This window comes from Gryllotalpicola ginsengisoli DSM 22003, assembly GCF_000419445.1.
Taxonomy (GTDB): Bacteria; Actinomycetota; Actinomycetes; order Actinomycetales; family Microbacteriaceae; genus Gryllotalpicola; species Gryllotalpicola ginsengisoli.
The window spans coordinates 437,043-451,346 of the sequence record NZ_AULK01000002.1 but is presented as its reverse complement, the minus strand read 5'-3'; the positions used below and the strand labels follow the sequence as shown (position 1 = coordinate 451,346).

The window sequence follows — 14,304 nt, the reverse complement described above, 5'->3', positions numbered from 1 at the left end:
GAACCCAAACACCCAACCAAAAAGGCCAGATGCCAGGGACAATTGGCATTGACAATGTGCACGCTGTTGAGTTCTCAAGGACCGTACGCACCCGGTCTAGACCTTGCGGCCATCGCACCGGGGCAACTTCCCAAAGTTACCACACCCGGGGCTCGCCTCAACTCGAAACCGAGGGTCGAGACCGGGGTGGGTTTTCCATCCTAATCACCCGAACCAGATCCAACAAGGACCTGATCGACGCGAGATGGCGTCCCGCTTGAGGCCGGCGAGCGCTTCCGCTCAGCCGCACCTTTGGGGTGACGAGTTATTACTTTATGCCGATGCTCGGGTGCTCTCAAATCGTTCTGCAGCCCGGGCGTGTCGCCCGCGGGGCCGGGCACGAACCGCGATTCCTTGCGCTCACGTCAGGCGGAGAAGACGCCCGCCAGTGTCTTCTTGCCCCGCCGCAGCACGACCGGCCGGCCATCGAGAAGATGCTCGCCGATCGTTGCCTGCTCGTCGTCCACCTTGCGGTTGTTGACGTAGACGCCGCCCTGCCCGATTGCGCGCCTCGACTCGCTCAGGCTCGACGTCAGGCCCGTCTCCACCAGCAATTGCGCGATGGCGTCCGAGGGGCGGGCTCGCACGGTGGGCAACTCGCGCAGAGCGGATTCGAGAGTCTCCCGGTCGAGGGCCTGGAGGTCGCCGTTGCCGAAGAGCGCCTGGGAGGCGAGCACAGCAGCGTTCGCGGCATCGGCCCCATGCACGACGCTGGTGACCTCGAGCGCGAGTGCGCGCTGCGCCTCTCTGCGGAAGGGCTCGGTGCGCACGGCCTCCTCCAGCCGCTCGATCTCGGCGCGCGACAGGAACGTGAAGATCTTGAGCAGCGTGACGACGAGCGAATCGTCCTGATTGAGCCAGAACTGATAGAACGCGTAGGGACTCGTCAATTCGGGGTCGAGCCAAACGGCGTTGCCTTCACTCTTTCCGAACTTCTTGCCTTCCGCGTCGGTGATCAGCGGAGTGCCGATCGCGTGGACCGATGCGCCCTCAACGCGGTGGATCAAGTCTGTGCCGCTGGTCAGGTTGCCCCACTGATCGCTTCCGCCGGTCTGCAACACGCAACCGTACTGGCGGTACAGTTCGAGGAAATCGAGGCCCTGCAGGATCTGGTAGCTGAACTCCGTATATGAGATGCCGGCCTCGGAGTTGAGACGCGCGGCCACGGCGTCCTTCTTGAGCATGGTGCCGACCCGGTAGTGCTTCCCCACGTCGCGCAGGAAATCGATGGCGCTGAGCGGGCCGAACCAGTCCAAGTTGTTGACGATCCGGGCCGCGTTCTCGCCCTCGAAGCTCAAGAACCTGGAGACCTGGGCTTGAAGCCGACCCACCCACTCGGCGACGGTCTCTTTCGGGTTGAGCACGCGCTCGGCGGACTCGCGCGGGTCGCCGATGAGCCCGGTGGAACCGCCGACGAGGCCGAGTGGCTTATGGCCGGCCAATTGCAAGCGCCGCAGCAAGAGCAGCTGAACGAGATTGCCCAGATGCAGGCTGGGCGCCGTCGGGTCGAAGCCGCAGTAGTAGGTGATCGGATCGCCGGAGAGGAGCTGCTTCAGCTCGCCTTCGTCGGTGGAGACGTGGATGAGTCCGCGCCAGACGAGCTCATCCCAGATGGTGTCGAAGGACTCGTCGTTGTGTTGCGCGGCCAGGATCTCGGGCGTTGACACGCCCCAACAGTATCAGCGGCCGCCCCGAGAACTGCTGCGCTGAATAAGCCTGCGGGCTTGATGATTCTGGAGTCAAGCTTTAGGGTTTGATCGCGTGCCGGTGAACGGCCGTGACTTGAGGAGGTCGCATGTACGCGATCATCGCCGACCAGATCAACTCCCGATCCACCGCCGACCGCGTCGGCGCGGAGCGAAAGCGCATCGAAGCCGAGTACGGCGACCGCCTGCTGCTTCCACCCGACCGCAGCGCAGGCGATGAACTTCAGGCTCTGACCGACGACGCGGCGACCGCGCTCGAGATCGCACTCGAGCTGACCCGCTCGCAGCAGTTCCATGTGGGCTTGGGTCTCGGTCGGATCCGCACACCGCTGCCGCAGAGCACCCGGGAAGCGACCGGCCCTGCGTTCTTTGCGGCCCGCGATGCCGTCGCCCGAGCCAAAGGCACGGCCGTCCGCCTCGCCGTGCAGCGACAAGCCGGCGCAGACGAGCCGAGCGAGCCGGCGCGAGATGCCGAAGCGCTGCTCACCCTCTTGCTGATCCTGCGCGACCGGCGCTCCGCCGCGGGATGGGAGCTGTACGACCTCCTTCGGCAGGGTCTGACGCAAGCGGAGGCGGCGAAGCGCCTCGGCATCACGGCGGCAGCGGCGAGTGCTCGCGCCCGAGCGGCGCAGATCAGGGCCGAGTTCGCGGCGACACCGGCCCTCACTAGGCTCGTGGCACAGGCCGATCCCGAGACGAAGGAGCCGTAGCCGCGATGACATACGACGACGAAATCTCCCTCGTGCTCGGCCTCGTGTTCTGGGTCATGCTCGCGCTGGTGGTCGCAGGCAGTCTCGTGCTCGCGGTGCTCGCGGGGAAGACGGGCGGGCGCTGGTTCATCATCGGCTCCGCAGCCCTGCTGCTCGTCGCCGTCGTGATGGTGGGCGTGCCGCATCCCGAGGCTCCCCCGGTCATCGAGGCGGTCGTCGCCCTCGCATCCGTCGCGATCTCGGCCTTCGGCGGCAGCCCGGCGGTCAAGACCGTACTCGCGCTCGCGACGCGGCAAGTCGAGGAGGGATCCGCCGGAGGCATCCTCATCGCCGCACCGGAGGCCGAAGGCGACGGACGCACGCGCGAGGTACTGCGTGGCGGGCTGACAATCGGCGTGCTCGAGCGCATCGCGACCAGCGCGTCCATCCTCGCCGGGGTGCCCGAGGCGATCGCGGTCGTCATCGCCATCAAGGGTGTGGGCCGATTCAGCGAATTGGGCGCGTCGGAGGCTCAGGAGCGGTTCATCATCGGAACCTTCGTCAGCCTCGGCTGGGCGGCGGTGTGCGGAGCGCTCGCGCACCTCGCCTGGTAGCGGGACGGTAGACGCTGACGCTCGGATCCCCAGGAATCCAGAAGCGCCACGGGTAGGCCTCGGTGCCGCCTTCGCCGGAGACTCCCACCCTCGGTCCGCTGAGGTGCGGCGACACGCGGACCGGCATCTCGAGGGCGAACGGAGCGGCCAGCGCGTCTGCTCCGTTCTCGTCGAGACGGATGCCCGCGGCGACCGTCAGCCGTGCCGGCCCCCGAGCGAGGTCGCGAGGCGGCACTGTCCCGCGGCGGGCCTGCGCGAGCTGCGCGCCCGCGACGACTTCCGCCGCGCGCAGCAGAACGGCCGAAGCGGTTCCCGCCGGCGAGCAGACGATGTTCGCGCAGGCATGCATGCCATAGGTGAAGTAGACGTATACGTGAGCGGGCTCGCCGAACATCACCTCGTTGCGGCGAGTGCGGCCACGGAACGCGTGCGAGCCGGGATCCGTGCCGTCACCGAGATACGCCTCGACCTCGGTGATGCGCAGCACGACGGAACCGGCATCCGTCTCATGCGTCAGGCGCGCACCGAGCAGGCGCGGCGCGAGGTCGACGGATGACGCGGTGAAGACGTCGCGCGACGGCGAGAAGTAGCCGGTGGACACGGTCAGCCGAAGAAGCGGCCATCGCCGAACACGAACGTCGCGACGATGCCGGCCGCGATCACGAGAGCGGCGACGATGACGATCGTCAGCGTCTGCCACCGCGGACTGGCCTTCTTGTCCGGATTGCGCCGGAACTCGACGAACCGGGCCATCAGCGGGTCTGCTCGGGGGTGACGAGCTCGCTGCTGAGCCGGTGGACGTGCGCCGTCAGCCGCGCGAGCTGCTCGGCCACGCGGGCGGGAGCCGTTCCGGCGACTCCGTCTCGGCTGGCCACCGAGCCCTCCACGGTGAGCACCTCGCGGACCTCCGGGGTGAGCCGGTCGGAGATCGCGGCGAGGGCGTCGTCGTCGACCTGGTCGAGCGCCAGGCCGCGCTGTTCGGCATAGGCGACGAGCTTGCCGGTGATCTCGTGCGCATCGCGGAACGGGACGTGGCGTTTGACGAGCCACTCCGCCACGTCGGTGGCGAGGGAGTAGCCCTCGGGCGCGAGCGCGAGCATCCGCTCGGTGTCGAACCGCAGGGTCGCGACCATGCCGGTGAAGGCGGGCAGCAGCACTTCCAGGGTCGCGACCGAGTCGAAAACGGGCTCCTTGTCCTCCTGCAGGTCGCGGTTGTAGGCGAGCGGGAGGCCTTTGAGCGTCGTGAGCAGGCCGGTCAGGTTGCCGATCAGCCGACCCGATTTGCCCCGCGCGAGCTCGGCGATGTCGGGGTTCTTCTTCTGCGGCATGATCGACGACCCGGTCGAGTAGCCGTCGTCGAGCACGACGAAACCGAACTCCCGGGTGTTCCAGATCACGATCTCCTCCGCGATGCGGGAGAGATCCACCCCGAGTTGCGCGCAGACGAACGCGAATTCGGCGACGACGTCGCGCGACGCGGTCGCGTCGATCGAGTTCGGCGCCACGCGCGAGAACCCGAGCTCAGCGGCGATGAGCTCTGCGTCCAGCCCGAGCGTGTTGCCGGCCAGGGCGCCGGAACCGTACGGCGAGGCGTCGGCGCGGCGACGCCAGTCGACGATGCGCTCGACGTCGCGGCTGAGCGACCAGGCATGGGCGAGCAGGTGGTGGGCGAGCAGCACCGGCTGTGCGTGCTGCAGGTGGGTGCGGCCCGGCATGATCGCCCCTTCGTGGGCCTCGGCCTGCGCGGCGAGCGCGTCGATGAGGTCGATCACGAGTCGCGCGATGCGGTCGGCGTGGTCGCGCAGGTACATGCGCACGAGCGTGGCGATCTGATCGTTGCGGCTGCGGCCGGCGCGCAGCTTCCCGCCGAGCTCCCTCCCGACCTCTTCGATGAGAGCGCGCTCGAGGGCGCCGTGTACGTCCTCGTCGTCCTCGCTCGGCTGAAGGGCGCCGTCGGCGATGCCGCGTTCGAGAGCGTCGAGTCCGGCGTGCATGGCGGTCTCTTCGTCGGGTGTCAGATATCCCGCGGCGGCCAGTGCCTTCGCGTGGGCGTGCGAACCCGCGATGTCGTACAGCGCGAGGCCCCAGTCGAACTGGGTCGATCGGCTGAGCGCGGCGAGCTCGGGGGACGGCCCTCCGGCGAAGCGCCCGCCCCACAGCGCCCCGGCATTGCCTGCGCGGCTGCCCTGCTCGTCGTTCATGCGGTCTCCTTCGCGTTCGCCTCGAGCAGCCACGCCAACAGCGCCTTCTGCGCGTGAAGGCGGTTCTCCGCCTCATCCCAGATGACGGACTGCGGACCGTCGATGACATCGGCCGCGACCTCGAGGCCTCGGTAGGCCGGCAGACAGTGCAGGAAGATCGCATCGGGCTTCGCGTGCGCCATCAGTGCGGTGTCGACGGTGTAACCGGCGAACGCCGCGACGCGGGCCGCCTTCTCCTCCTCCTGCCCCATCGACACCCAGGTGTCGGTGACGACCACATCGGCTTCGTGGAGGGCCTCGGCGGGGTCGACCAGCACGGCGGCGGAGCCGCCGGTGCGCTCAGCGATGCGCGAGGCATCCGTCACGACTTGGACGTCAGGGTCGAAGCCGGCCGGCGTCGCAACGCGCACGTGCATGCCCGCCGTCGCCCCGGCGAGCAGATAGGACTGCGCCATGTTGTTCGAACCGTCGCCGACGAAGGCCAGGGTGAGACCCGAGGTGGTGCCCTTGTGCTCGCGGATCGTCAGGAGATCGGCCAGGAGCTGGCAGGGGTGGAAGTCATCGGAGAGCGCGTTGACCACCGGCACACGGGTGCCTGCGGCCATCTCTTCGAGGCCCGCTTGCGCGTAGGTGCGCCACACGATCGCCGCGACCATGCGCTCGAGCACGCGCGCCGAGTCGGCGATCGACTCCTTGGCGCCGAGCTGCGACTCGCCCGGGTTGATGATCAACGGGCTGCCGCCGAGGTCCGCGATGCCCGTGGCGAAGCTGACCCGCGTGCGCGTGGACGTCTTGTCGAAGATCACGGCGACGGTCTGCGGGCCCGCCAGGGGCTGCGCGGCGAAGCGGTCCTCTTTGAGCCGGGCGGCGAGGTCGAGCACCTCGGACTGCTCGGCGGGCGTCAAATCGTCGTCGCGGAGGAAGTGTCGGGTCATGCGGTCACCTCCGCGCGATCGGCGTCGGAAGACACGGCGGCCAGGGAGGCGGCGAAGCGGTCGCGGAACTCCCGCACCTCGGCCTCTCCGATGATCAGAGGGGGCGCCAGCCGGAGACGGTCGGGGCCCGTCGCGTTGATGATGAGCCCGTGCTCGCGGGCCGAGGCCACGACGGCCTCGGCGACGGGGGCGGTGAGTTTCACGCCGATCAGCAGACCGGCCCCGCTGAGCCCGGCGATCAGAGGAGAGCCGAGCCCGGTGACCACCCGGCGCAACTCGGCACCGCGCGCCCGCGCGTTGGCGACGAGATCGGATGCCTCGATCTCGCCGACCACGGCGAGCGCCGCCGCCGTCGCGAGGGGGTTGCCGCCGAACGTCGACCCGTGCTGCCCGCGCCCCAACAGCTCACCGGCGGCGCCGAACGTGACGAGGGCGCCGATGGGCACGCCGCCGGCGAGGCCCTTGGCGAGGGTGATCGCGTCGGGCGTGATGCCGGAGTGCTGGAAGCCGAACCACTCGCCGGTGCGGCCGACGCCCGTCTGCACCTCGTCGACGATGAGCAGCGCCCCGTGGCGCGCGGTGATCCGACGTGCCTCGGCCAGGAAGCCCTCGGGCAGCTCGACGACGCCGGCCTCGCCCTGCAGCGGCTCGACGAAGAGGGCGGCCACGGTGTCGTCGACGGCGGACTCGAGCGCATCGATCGTGGCGTCGAGGTACTCGACTCCGCCGGGCATCGGCTCGAACGGCGCGCGCAGGTACGCCTTGCCGGTGAGCGCCAGGGCGCCCATGGTGCGGCCGTGGAATCCGCCGTTCAACGCGAGGATGCGGGTCTTGCGTCCGTCGTCGCCGCGGTTCAGGCGCGCGAGCTTGAACGCCGCCTCGTTCGCCTCGGTGCCAGAGTTGGCGAAGAAGACGCGGCCCTCGTCGCCCGTGCCGGCGAGCCGTTTGAGCGTGCGGGCGAGTTCGAGCTGGGGCAGGGAGGCGAACAGGTTGGAGACGTGCACGAGCTTCTCCGCCTGCGCGCTGATGGCGGCGATCAGCGCCGGGTGCGCATGCCCCAGCGCGTTCACCGCGATGCCGGCGAGGAAGTCGAGGTACGCGTTGCCGTCGGCGTCCCACACCCATGCTCCCTGCCCGTGGTCGAGCAGCAGCGGCGGAGTGCCGAACGTCTTCATCAGGTCGGCGTCGTAGCGCGCCGCCCACTCCCCTGTCGTGGCGCTCATGCGACCACCTCCGTTCCGATGCCCTGGTGGGTGAAGATCTCGAGCAGGATCGAATGCGGGATCCGCCCGTCGATGATGGCCGCCTTCGGCACTCCGTGCTCCACGGCGGCCAGGCAGGCGGACATCTTGGGGATCATGCCCGACTCGAGGCCGGGCAGCAGCCGCCGCAACTCGTCGGCGGCGACGCTGGTCAACAGCGAGGAGCGGTCGGGCCAGTTGCGGTAGAGCCCGGCGACATCGGTCAGGATCACGAGCTTCTCGGCGCCGAGCGCAACTGCCAGCGCCGACGCCGCGGCATCCGCGTTCACGTTCAGCGACTGGCCCGGCACGTCGGCGTCCGGGGCGACCGACGACACGACGGGGATGCGGCCGGCGTCGAGTTGCGTGAGCAGCACCTCGGGGTCGACGTCGACGACGTCGCCGACGAGACCGAGGTCGACCTCGTCCCCGTCGACGACGGCACCGCGCTTGCGTCCCTGGAACAGTCCGGCGTCCTCGCCGGACATGCCGAGCGCGAGGGGGCCGAAGTCGTTGATGGAGCGCACGATGCCCCGGTTGATCTGGCCGGTGAGGACCATCCGCACGACCTCCATCGCCTCGGGCGTCGTCACGCGGTAGCCGCCGCGGAACTCGCTGGCGATGCCGAGCCGGTCGAGCATGGCCGAGATCTGCGGGCCGCCCCCGTGCACTACGACCGGTTTCAGGCCGGCGTAGCGCAGGTACACCATGTCTTCGGCGAAGGTGCGCTGGAGTTCGGGGCTGACCATCGCGTTCCCGCCGAATTTGACGACGACGATCTTGTCGCGGAACGCGCCGAGCCATGGCAGGGATTCGATGAGGATCGCCGTCTTGTCGAGCGCGGCCTGACGGGCGGCCACGATCTGGGCGTCGTCGGGATCGATGGTGGTGAGTGTCTCGTCGGTCATGGGTCAGCTCGCGTAGGCGCTGTTCTCGTGCACGTAGTCGTGCGTGAGGTCGTTGGTGAGCACGGTCGCGGATGCGTCGCCGACGTGCAGATCGATCAGGATGTCGACCTGCCGCGGCGCAAGGTCGACGAGTTCGCGCGGCTGGTCCGGCTCGCCGGCGCGGCAGATGCGCACGCCGTTGAAGCTGACGTCGATGCCGTACGGATCGAAGTGCGCTGCGGTGGTGCCGACCGCGGCGAGCACGCGGCCCCAGTTCGGGTCGTTGCCGAAGATCGCCGCCTTGAACAGGTTGCTGCGACTGACGGCGCGGGCCACCTCGACGGCCTCCTCCTCGTCGGCGGCGCCGGCGACGGTGATGGCGATGTCGTGGCTCGCCCCTTCTGCGTCGGCCTGCAGTTGCCGCGCGAGGTCCGCGCACAGTTCGGTCAGCACGGCCGTGAACTCGGCTGCCTCGGCGGCCACCCCGCTCGCGCCCGAGGCGAGCAGGGCGACCGTGTCGTTGGTCGACATGCAGCCGTCGGAGTCAAGCCGGTCGAAGGTGACTCTGGTGGACTCCCGCAGCGCAGCATCGAGCTCGGCGCTGGACAGCACGGCGTCGGTCGTGATCACGACCAGCATCGTGGCGAGCCCCGGCGCCAGCATGCCGGCGCCCTTCGCCATGCCGCCGATCGTCCAGCCCGCCGGTGAGGTACGCTGCGCCTGCTTGGGCCGGGTGTCGGTGGTGCGGATCGCCTCGGCGGCGGCAAGGGCGGCCTCGGGTGTTCCGGCGAGAGCGGATGCGGCATCCGTCACCCCGCTCGTCACCTTGGCCAGGTCGAGTTGCTCGCCGATGAGCCCGGTGGAGCAGACCAGCACGTCTCCGGCGGAGATGCCGAGCAGCTCGGCCACGCGCTCGGCGGTCGCGTGCGTGGTGTGGAAGCCCTGGGCGCCGGTGTAGCAGTTGGCGCCGCCGGAGTTGAGGACGATCGCGCCGATCGTGCCGTCCTTGATCGCTTCGGCGCTCCACAGCACGGGGTTCGCCTTGCAGCGGTTGCTGGTGAAGACGGCGGCCGCATTCTGCAGGGGGCCGACGTTGCGCACGAGCGCGACGTCGGGGTTGCCGGTGGACTTGAGGCCCGCGGGCACGCCCGCGGCGAGGAATCCGGCGGCGGCGGTGACGCTCACGGGGCGACTCCGTTCACGGTCAGGCCCCGGCCTTCCGGCAGGCCGAGGGCGAGGTTGAGGCACTGGACGGCGGCGCCCGCCGTGCCCTTCACGAGATTGTCGACGGCGATGAGCGCCACGACCCGGTTCGCCGCCTCGTCGACGGTGACGCCGATCAGCGCGGTGTTGGCGCCGAGCACGTCGGCCGTGCGCGGCCACTGCCCCTCGGGCAGCACCTGCACGAACGGCTCCCCCTCGTACGCCTGCTCCCACGCCTCGCGGACGAGCGCCCGGTCGACTCCTGGCTTGAGGCTGGCCGTGACGGTCGCGAGGATGCCTCTGGCCATCGGCACCAGCACCGGGGTGAACGACACGGTGGGGTTGTGGGCGCCGGCGAGCCGCAGATTCTGCTGGATCTCAGGGATGTGCCGGTGGCTGCCCCCGACCGCATAGGGATTGGCGGAACCGAGCAGCTCGCTGGCCAGGTAGGGCACCTTCAGGCTCTTTCCGGCGCCGGACGGGCCGACTGCCAGCACGGCGACGATCTCCTCGTCGATCAGCCCGGACGCGATACCGGGGGCGATAGCGAGAGAGACGGCGCTCGCATTGCAGCCGGGCGCCGCAATGCGGGTGGCCCCGTCGAGGCGCTCGCGTAGTTTCCCGTCGCCGGTCGGCAGCTCGGGCACGCCGTACGTCCACGGTTCGTGGTACGGGCCCCCGTAGAAGGCCTCCCAGGCCGCCCGGTCGGCGAGCCGGTGGTCGGCGCCGCAGTCGACGACGACGGCGTCGTCGCCGAGCTCGTCGGTGAGCGCCCCGGAGGCACCGTGCGGAAGCGCGAGCACGACGACCTCGTGCCCGCGGAGGATGTCTGGCGTGGTGTCTTGCAGCGTGAGGTGCGCGAGCGACCGCAGGTGCGGCTGCAGCTCGCTCAGGGGCCGGCCCGCGTTCGACGACGCGGTCACGGTGCGCACCTCGAAATCCGGGTGCCCGGCCAGCAGCCTGAGCACCTCTCCGCCCGCGTAGCCGGAAGCTCCGGCGACGGCGACCGAGTACGTCATGGTTCCACCTTTGTTATCTGGACGGCGACGGGATCCTGGATCACGGCGACGCCTGCGTGGAACCGTTCGAGACGGACTACGCGAGCGCCGCCGAGATTCGGCCGCCCAGAACGCGTCGGCGCAGCACACGCGCGACACCGGCACGTGCGGTGAGGCTGCGGCGGACGAAGGTCATGCCGCCAGCATATAGGCGAGCCCGCATCACTCGCGAACCGTCGCACCGAACGCCTCGGCCGCGCGGGCCGCGCCGGCCAGCTTCGCCTCAGTGGCCTCGGCGGCGGTGAGGGTGCGATCGTCGGCGCGGAAGCGCAGCGCGAAGGTGAGGCTCTTGCGCCCCTCTCCGAGTCCCGGGCCCCGGTAGTCGTCGACGAGGTCGGCGTGCTCGAGCAGTTCTCCGGCCCCCGCGGTGACGGCGCGCAGCACCTCCCCTGCCGGCACGTCGACAGGCACGACCAGAGACAGGTCCTGCGTCGCCGCGGGGTAGGACGAGATCGGCGCGATGTCAAGGCGGCTCGGCGCGAGCGCCATCAGCGCGTCGAGGTCGAGTTCGAACACGGCGACCACGCGGGGCAGGTCGAGCTCCGCGGCGAGGGCGGGCAGCAGTTCCCCGGCCAGACCCACGACGACAGGACCGTCGGCGGTGTCGACGAACAGCTCGGCGGTGCGCCCGGGGTGCAGCGACTTGTGGGTTCCCTGACGCCAGGACAGCTCGGCCCCGACCGCGCGCGCAAGTGTGCGGGCCGCGGCGAGCGCGTCGGCGAGGCCGGAGGGCTCCGCGGCGCGGCCGGGCTGCTTCGGGGTGCGGTCGCCGAGGAAGAGGGCGCCCGCGTGACGCGGCTGCGGGGGGATACCCGCGTTGAGGGATGCGAGAGCGGCGTCATCGGGCCGCGCGGTCGCGGCCGGCAGCAGCTCGGTGCCATAGCGCACGCCGCCGTCGGGCCGGAAGACGACCCCGAGCTCGAACAGGGCGAGGTCGGTGAGTCCGCGCGACAGGTTGCGGTGCGCGGCCTCGATCAGGCCGGGAAGCAGCGTGGTGCGCAGGAACGGCGTGCTCGCGTCGAGAGCGTTGGCGAGCTTGACGGCGGGCACGGATGCCTGATCGGCGGCACCCCACGCGTCGTTCTGCGCGGCCGTGACGAACGGCGTCGAGAGCACTTCGGTCAGTCCGGCGGCTGCCAGCGCGGTCGCAGCCTGGCGCCACAACTGCTGCTGCCTGGTGAGACCGCGTCCCGGCGGCGCGACGGGCAGCACGCTCGGAATGCGCTCATAGCCGGAGATCCGGGCGACCTCCTCGGCGAGGGTCGCCTTGTCGGTCAGGTCCGGCCGCCAGCTCGGCGGCGTGACGACCAGGGCGCCTTCCGTGCGCTCGACCTCGGTGCCGATCTCGCGCAACACCTTCTCGACCTCGTCGCCGGTGTATTCGACGCCGATCAGTCCGGCGACGAACCCGTCCGGAAGCGTGATCGGGGCCGGCGCACTCGCGGCGTGCAGACGCGCTCCCAGCGGCGTGGCGCGCCCGCCGGCGAGCTGTTCCAACAGCTGCACGACGCGGGCCGCGGCCGCCTCGGCGACCTCCGGGTCGACGCCCCGCTCGTAGCGCCGGCTCGCCTCGCTCGGAAGCTTGTGACGACGCGCCGTGCGGGCGATCGAGACGGGGTCGAAGTTGGCCGCCTCGATGAGCACTCGCGTGGTCGTGTCGGAGATCTCGGTGGCTGCTCCGCCCATCACGCCGGCGAGGCCGATCGGCCCCGAGTCATCCGTGATCAACAGGTCTTCGGGATCCAGGGTGCGCGTGACGCCGTCGAGGGTGCGCAGCGTCTCGCCGGGCTGCGCGCGCCGCACCGTGATGCCGCCGCTCAGCTTGTCGAGGTCGTAGCCGTGGATCGGCTGGCCCAACTCGAGCATGACGTAGTTGGTGATGTCGACCGGCAGCGAGATCGAGCGGATGCCCGCGAGCTTCAGCCGGGCGATCATCCAGGCCGGCGTCGGGCGGGTCGGATCGATCCCCTCCACGACGCGCGCCACGAACACGCTCGCTCCGGCTTTGCCTCGGATGGGAGCGCGGTCGGCGATCTCGACGGGGAAGCCCTCGGCCGGCGCATCCGTCGCCACCTGGTCGGCCGGGTCGCGGAACTCGGCGCCCGTCGCGTGCGAATATTCGCGAGCGATGCCGCGGATGGAGAATGCATAGCCGCGGTCCGGGGTGACGTTCACTTCGACGGCGGTGTCGTCGAGTCCGAGTAGGCGGATGGCGTCGGTTCCGACCTCGGGATCGAGGCCGAGCCTCTGGAGCACGAGGATTCCCGCGTGGTCGTCTCCGAGTCCCAGCTCGCGCGCCGAGGCGATCATGCCGTCGCTGAGGTGCCCGTAGGTCTTGCGGGCGGAGATCGGGAACGGCCCTGGCAGCACGGCGCCGGGCAGGGTGACCACGACCTTGTCGTCGGGCTGGAAGTTGTGGGCGCCGCAGACGATGCCGCGTACTCCCCCGTTCTCGGCGCCGACGTCGACCTGGCACCAGCGGATCGTCTTGCCGTTCGTCTGCGGCTCCTCCACGAACTCGAGCACACGCCCGACCACGACCGGCCCTGTCACGTCGAAGCGGTGCACGGCCTCCTCTTCCAGGCCGACCTTCACGAGCGCCGCGTGGACGTCCCCGGGAGTCGAGCCGGGCGCGAGGTCGACGTACTCGGCGAGCCAGCTGAGTGGGACGCGCATCAGACCACCATTCCGAACGCTTGCGAGAAGCGGATGTCGCCCTCGAGGAAGTCGCGCATGTCGCTCAAGTCGTTGCGGAACTGCAGCGTGCGCTCGAGGCCCATGCCGAACGCGAAACCGGAGTACACCTCCGGGTCGACACCGGTCGCGCGCAGCACATTGGCGTTGACCATTCCGCACCCGCCCCACTCGATCCAGCGCGGGCCCCCCTTGGCGGCGGGGTGCCAGATGTCGAGCTCGGCTGACGGCTCGGTGAACGGGAAATAGTTGGGACGCAGGCGGATCTTCGCCTCGGACCCGAACATGACCCGGGCGAAGTGCTCCAGCGTGCCGCGCAGGTGAGCCATGGTCAGCCCCTTGTCCACGGCGAGGCCCTCGATCTGGCTGAACACGGGCAGGTGGGTCGCGTCGAGCTCGTCGGTGCGGTACACGCGACCCGGCGCCACCACGTAGACCGGCAGCTCGCGCTCCAGCAGCGAGCGCACCTGGACGGGGCTCGTGTGCGTGCGCAGCACGAGGTGGCTGCCCACGGGGTCGACGAAAAAGGTGTCCTGCATCGCCCGCGCCGGGTGGTCCTCGTCGAAGTTCAAGGCGTCGAAGTTGAACCACTCGCTCTCGAGCTCAGGCCCCTCGGCCACCTCCCAGCCCATGCCGACGAAGACGTCGGCCACGCGCTCCTGGATCAGGGTGAGCGGATGACGCGCGCCGACGCGCCCCGGAACCGGGATCGCCGTCACGTCGAGCGTCTCGGCCCGCAGCTGCGCCGCCGCCTCCGCCTCCGAGATCTCCTGCTCCTTGGCCGCGAACGCCTGGTTCACCCGGCCACGCGCACCGCCGACCAGCTTGCCGTAGACGGCCTTCTGATCGCTGGGCACGTTGCGCAGCTGTGCGTTCAGGCGGGCCAGAAGCGAGTGCTCGCCGAGGTGCTCGGCGCGCACCGCCTTCAGGGCGGCGGAGTCGTCGGCGGCGGCGATGGCCGCGAGTGCGGCGTCGGCGGCGGCGCGGACGGACTCCTCGTTGAGCTCGGGAGTGTCAGACACGGGAGTCGAGTCTAC

Annotated in this window: 13 protein-coding genes; 2 read left to right on the top strand and 11 right to left on the bottom strand. The window is 70.2% G+C overall.

All coding sequences use genetic code 11. The features are described from left to right. Positions 1–404: 404 nt before the first annotated feature. On the bottom strand, positions 405–1,706 hold the full coding sequence (tyrS, locus tag H563_RS0106675; protein WP_022881832.1) for a tyrosine--tRNA ligase: 1,302 nt from the start codon (positions 1,704–1,706) through the stop codon (positions 405–407). A 128-nt stretch (positions 1,707–1,834) separates the two neighbouring features. Between tyrS and H563_RS0106670 the strand changes: the two genes are divergently transcribed. Both H563_RS0106670 and H563_RS0106665 read left to right on the top strand, forming a co-directional pair. Continuing rightward, a complete protein-coding gene (locus H563_RS0106670) occupies positions 1,835–2,455 on the top strand; it encodes a SatD family protein (RefSeq protein WP_022881831.1) in 621 nt (206 codons plus the stop codon). A 5-nt stretch (positions 2,456–2,460) separates the two neighbouring features. Then, entirely contained in the window at positions 2,461–3,048 is a 588-nt protein-coding gene (locus tag H563_RS0106665) for a hypothetical protein (protein ID WP_022881830.1), read from the top strand. Here H563_RS0106665 and H563_RS15390 read toward each other — a convergent pair. The 10 genes from H563_RS15390 to pheS all read right to left on the bottom strand — a co-directional run bounded on the left by H563_RS15390 (position 2,996) and on the right by pheS (position 14,289). Continuing rightward, positions 2,996–3,649: a DNA-3-methyladenine glycosylase gene (locus H563_RS15390; RefSeq protein WP_022881829.1), complete on the bottom strand. Its 654-nt coding sequence runs from the start codon at positions 3,647–3,649 to the stop codon at positions 2,996–2,998. The genes H563_RS0106665 and H563_RS15390 overlap by 53 nt on opposite strands. A gap of 2 nt (positions 3,650–3,651) precedes the next feature. Further along, entirely contained in the window at positions 3,652–3,801 is a 150-nt protein-coding gene (locus tag H563_RS17865) for a hypothetical protein (protein ID WP_022881828.1), read from the bottom strand. Next, a complete protein-coding gene (gene argH / locus H563_RS0106650) occupies positions 3,801–5,249 on the bottom strand; it encodes an argininosuccinate lyase (RefSeq protein WP_022881827.1) in 1,449 nt (482 codons plus the stop codon). The genes H563_RS17865 and argH overlap by 1 nt, the downstream gene beginning before the upstream one ends. After that, positions 5,246–6,184 carry an ornithine carbamoyltransferase gene (gene argF, locus H563_RS0106645; protein WP_022881826.1) on the bottom strand — a complete coding sequence of 313 codons (939 nt, stop codon included), beginning with the start codon at positions 6,182–6,184 and terminating at the stop codon, positions 5,246–5,248. Before argF ends, argH begins: the two co-directional genes overlap by 4 nt. Beyond that, positions 6,181–7,407 (bottom strand): acetylornithine transaminase, encoded by a 1,227-nt coding sequence (locus H563_RS0106640; protein WP_022881825.1) that lies wholly within the window; start codon positions 7,405–7,407, stop codon positions 6,181–6,183. Before H563_RS0106640 ends, argF begins: the two co-directional genes overlap by 4 nt. After that, positions 7,404–8,333 (bottom strand): acetylglutamate kinase, encoded by a 930-nt coding sequence (gene argB, locus H563_RS0106635; RefSeq protein ID WP_022881824.1) that lies wholly within the window; start codon positions 8,331–8,333, stop codon positions 7,404–7,406. The genes H563_RS0106640 and argB overlap by 4 nt, the downstream gene beginning before the upstream one ends. Before the next feature lie 3 nt (positions 8,334–8,336). Further along, entirely contained in the window at positions 8,337–9,497 is a 1,161-nt protein-coding gene (gene argJ, locus H563_RS0106630; RefSeq protein ID WP_022881823.1) for a bifunctional glutamate N-acetyltransferase/amino-acid acetyltransferase ArgJ, read from the bottom strand. Continuing rightward, positions 9,494–10,534 carry an N-acetyl-gamma-glutamyl-phosphate reductase gene (argC, locus tag H563_RS0106625; RefSeq protein WP_022881822.1) on the bottom strand — a complete coding sequence of 347 codons (1,041 nt, stop codon included), beginning with the start codon at positions 10,532–10,534 and terminating at the stop codon, positions 9,494–9,496. Before argC ends, argJ begins: the two co-directional genes overlap by 4 nt. 201 nt (positions 10,535–10,735) lie before the next feature. Beyond that, positions 10,736–13,249 (bottom strand): phenylalanine--tRNA ligase subunit beta, encoded by a 2,514-nt coding sequence (gene pheT / locus H563_RS0106620; RefSeq protein ID WP_022881821.1) that lies wholly within the window; start codon positions 13,247–13,249, stop codon positions 10,736–10,738. Beyond that, positions 13,249–14,289, bottom strand: a complete 1,041-nt coding sequence (pheS, locus tag H563_RS0106615; protein WP_022881820.1) for a phenylalanine--tRNA ligase subunit alpha — start codon at positions 14,287–14,289, stop codon at positions 13,249–13,251. The genes pheT and pheS overlap by 1 nt, the downstream gene beginning before the upstream one ends. Positions 14,290–14,304: the final 15 nt, after the last annotated feature.

What these genes read in the sequence shown, in the direction of transcription:
- H563_RS0106670 (WP_022881831.1), top strand. Translation starts at nt 1,835, where the DNA reads ATGTACGCGATCATCGCCGACCAGATCAACTCCCGATCCACCGCCGAC.
- H563_RS0106665 (WP_022881830.1), top strand. Translation starts at nt 2,461, where the DNA reads ATGACATACGACGACGAAATCTCCCTCGTGCTCGGCCTCGTGTTCTGG.
- H563_RS17865 (WP_022881828.1), bottom strand. Translation starts at nt 3,801, where the DNA reads ATGGCCCGGTTCGTCGAGTTCCGGCGCAATCCGGACAAGAAGGCCAGT.
- argH (WP_022881827.1), bottom strand. Translation starts at nt 5,249, where the DNA reads ATGAACGACGAGCAGGGCAGCCGCGCAGGCAATGCCGGGGCGCTGTGG.
- argF (WP_022881826.1), bottom strand. Translation starts at nt 6,184, where the DNA reads ATGACCCGACACTTCCTCCGCGACGACGATTTGACGCCCGCCGAGCAG.
- H563_RS0106640 (WP_022881825.1), bottom strand. Translation starts at nt 7,407, where the DNA reads ATGAGCGCCACGACAGGGGAGTGGGCGGCGCGCTACGACGCCGACCTG.
- argB (WP_022881824.1), bottom strand. Translation starts at nt 8,333, where the DNA reads ATGACCGACGAGACACTCACCACCATCGATCCCGACGACGCCCAGATC.
- argC (WP_022881822.1), bottom strand. Translation starts at nt 10,534, where the DNA reads ATGACGTACTCGGTCGCCGTCGCCGGAGCTTCCGGCTACGCGGGCGGA.
- pheT (WP_022881821.1), bottom strand. Translation starts at nt 13,249, where the DNA reads ATGCGCGTCCCACTCAGCTGGCTCGCCGAGTACGTCGACCTCGCGCCC.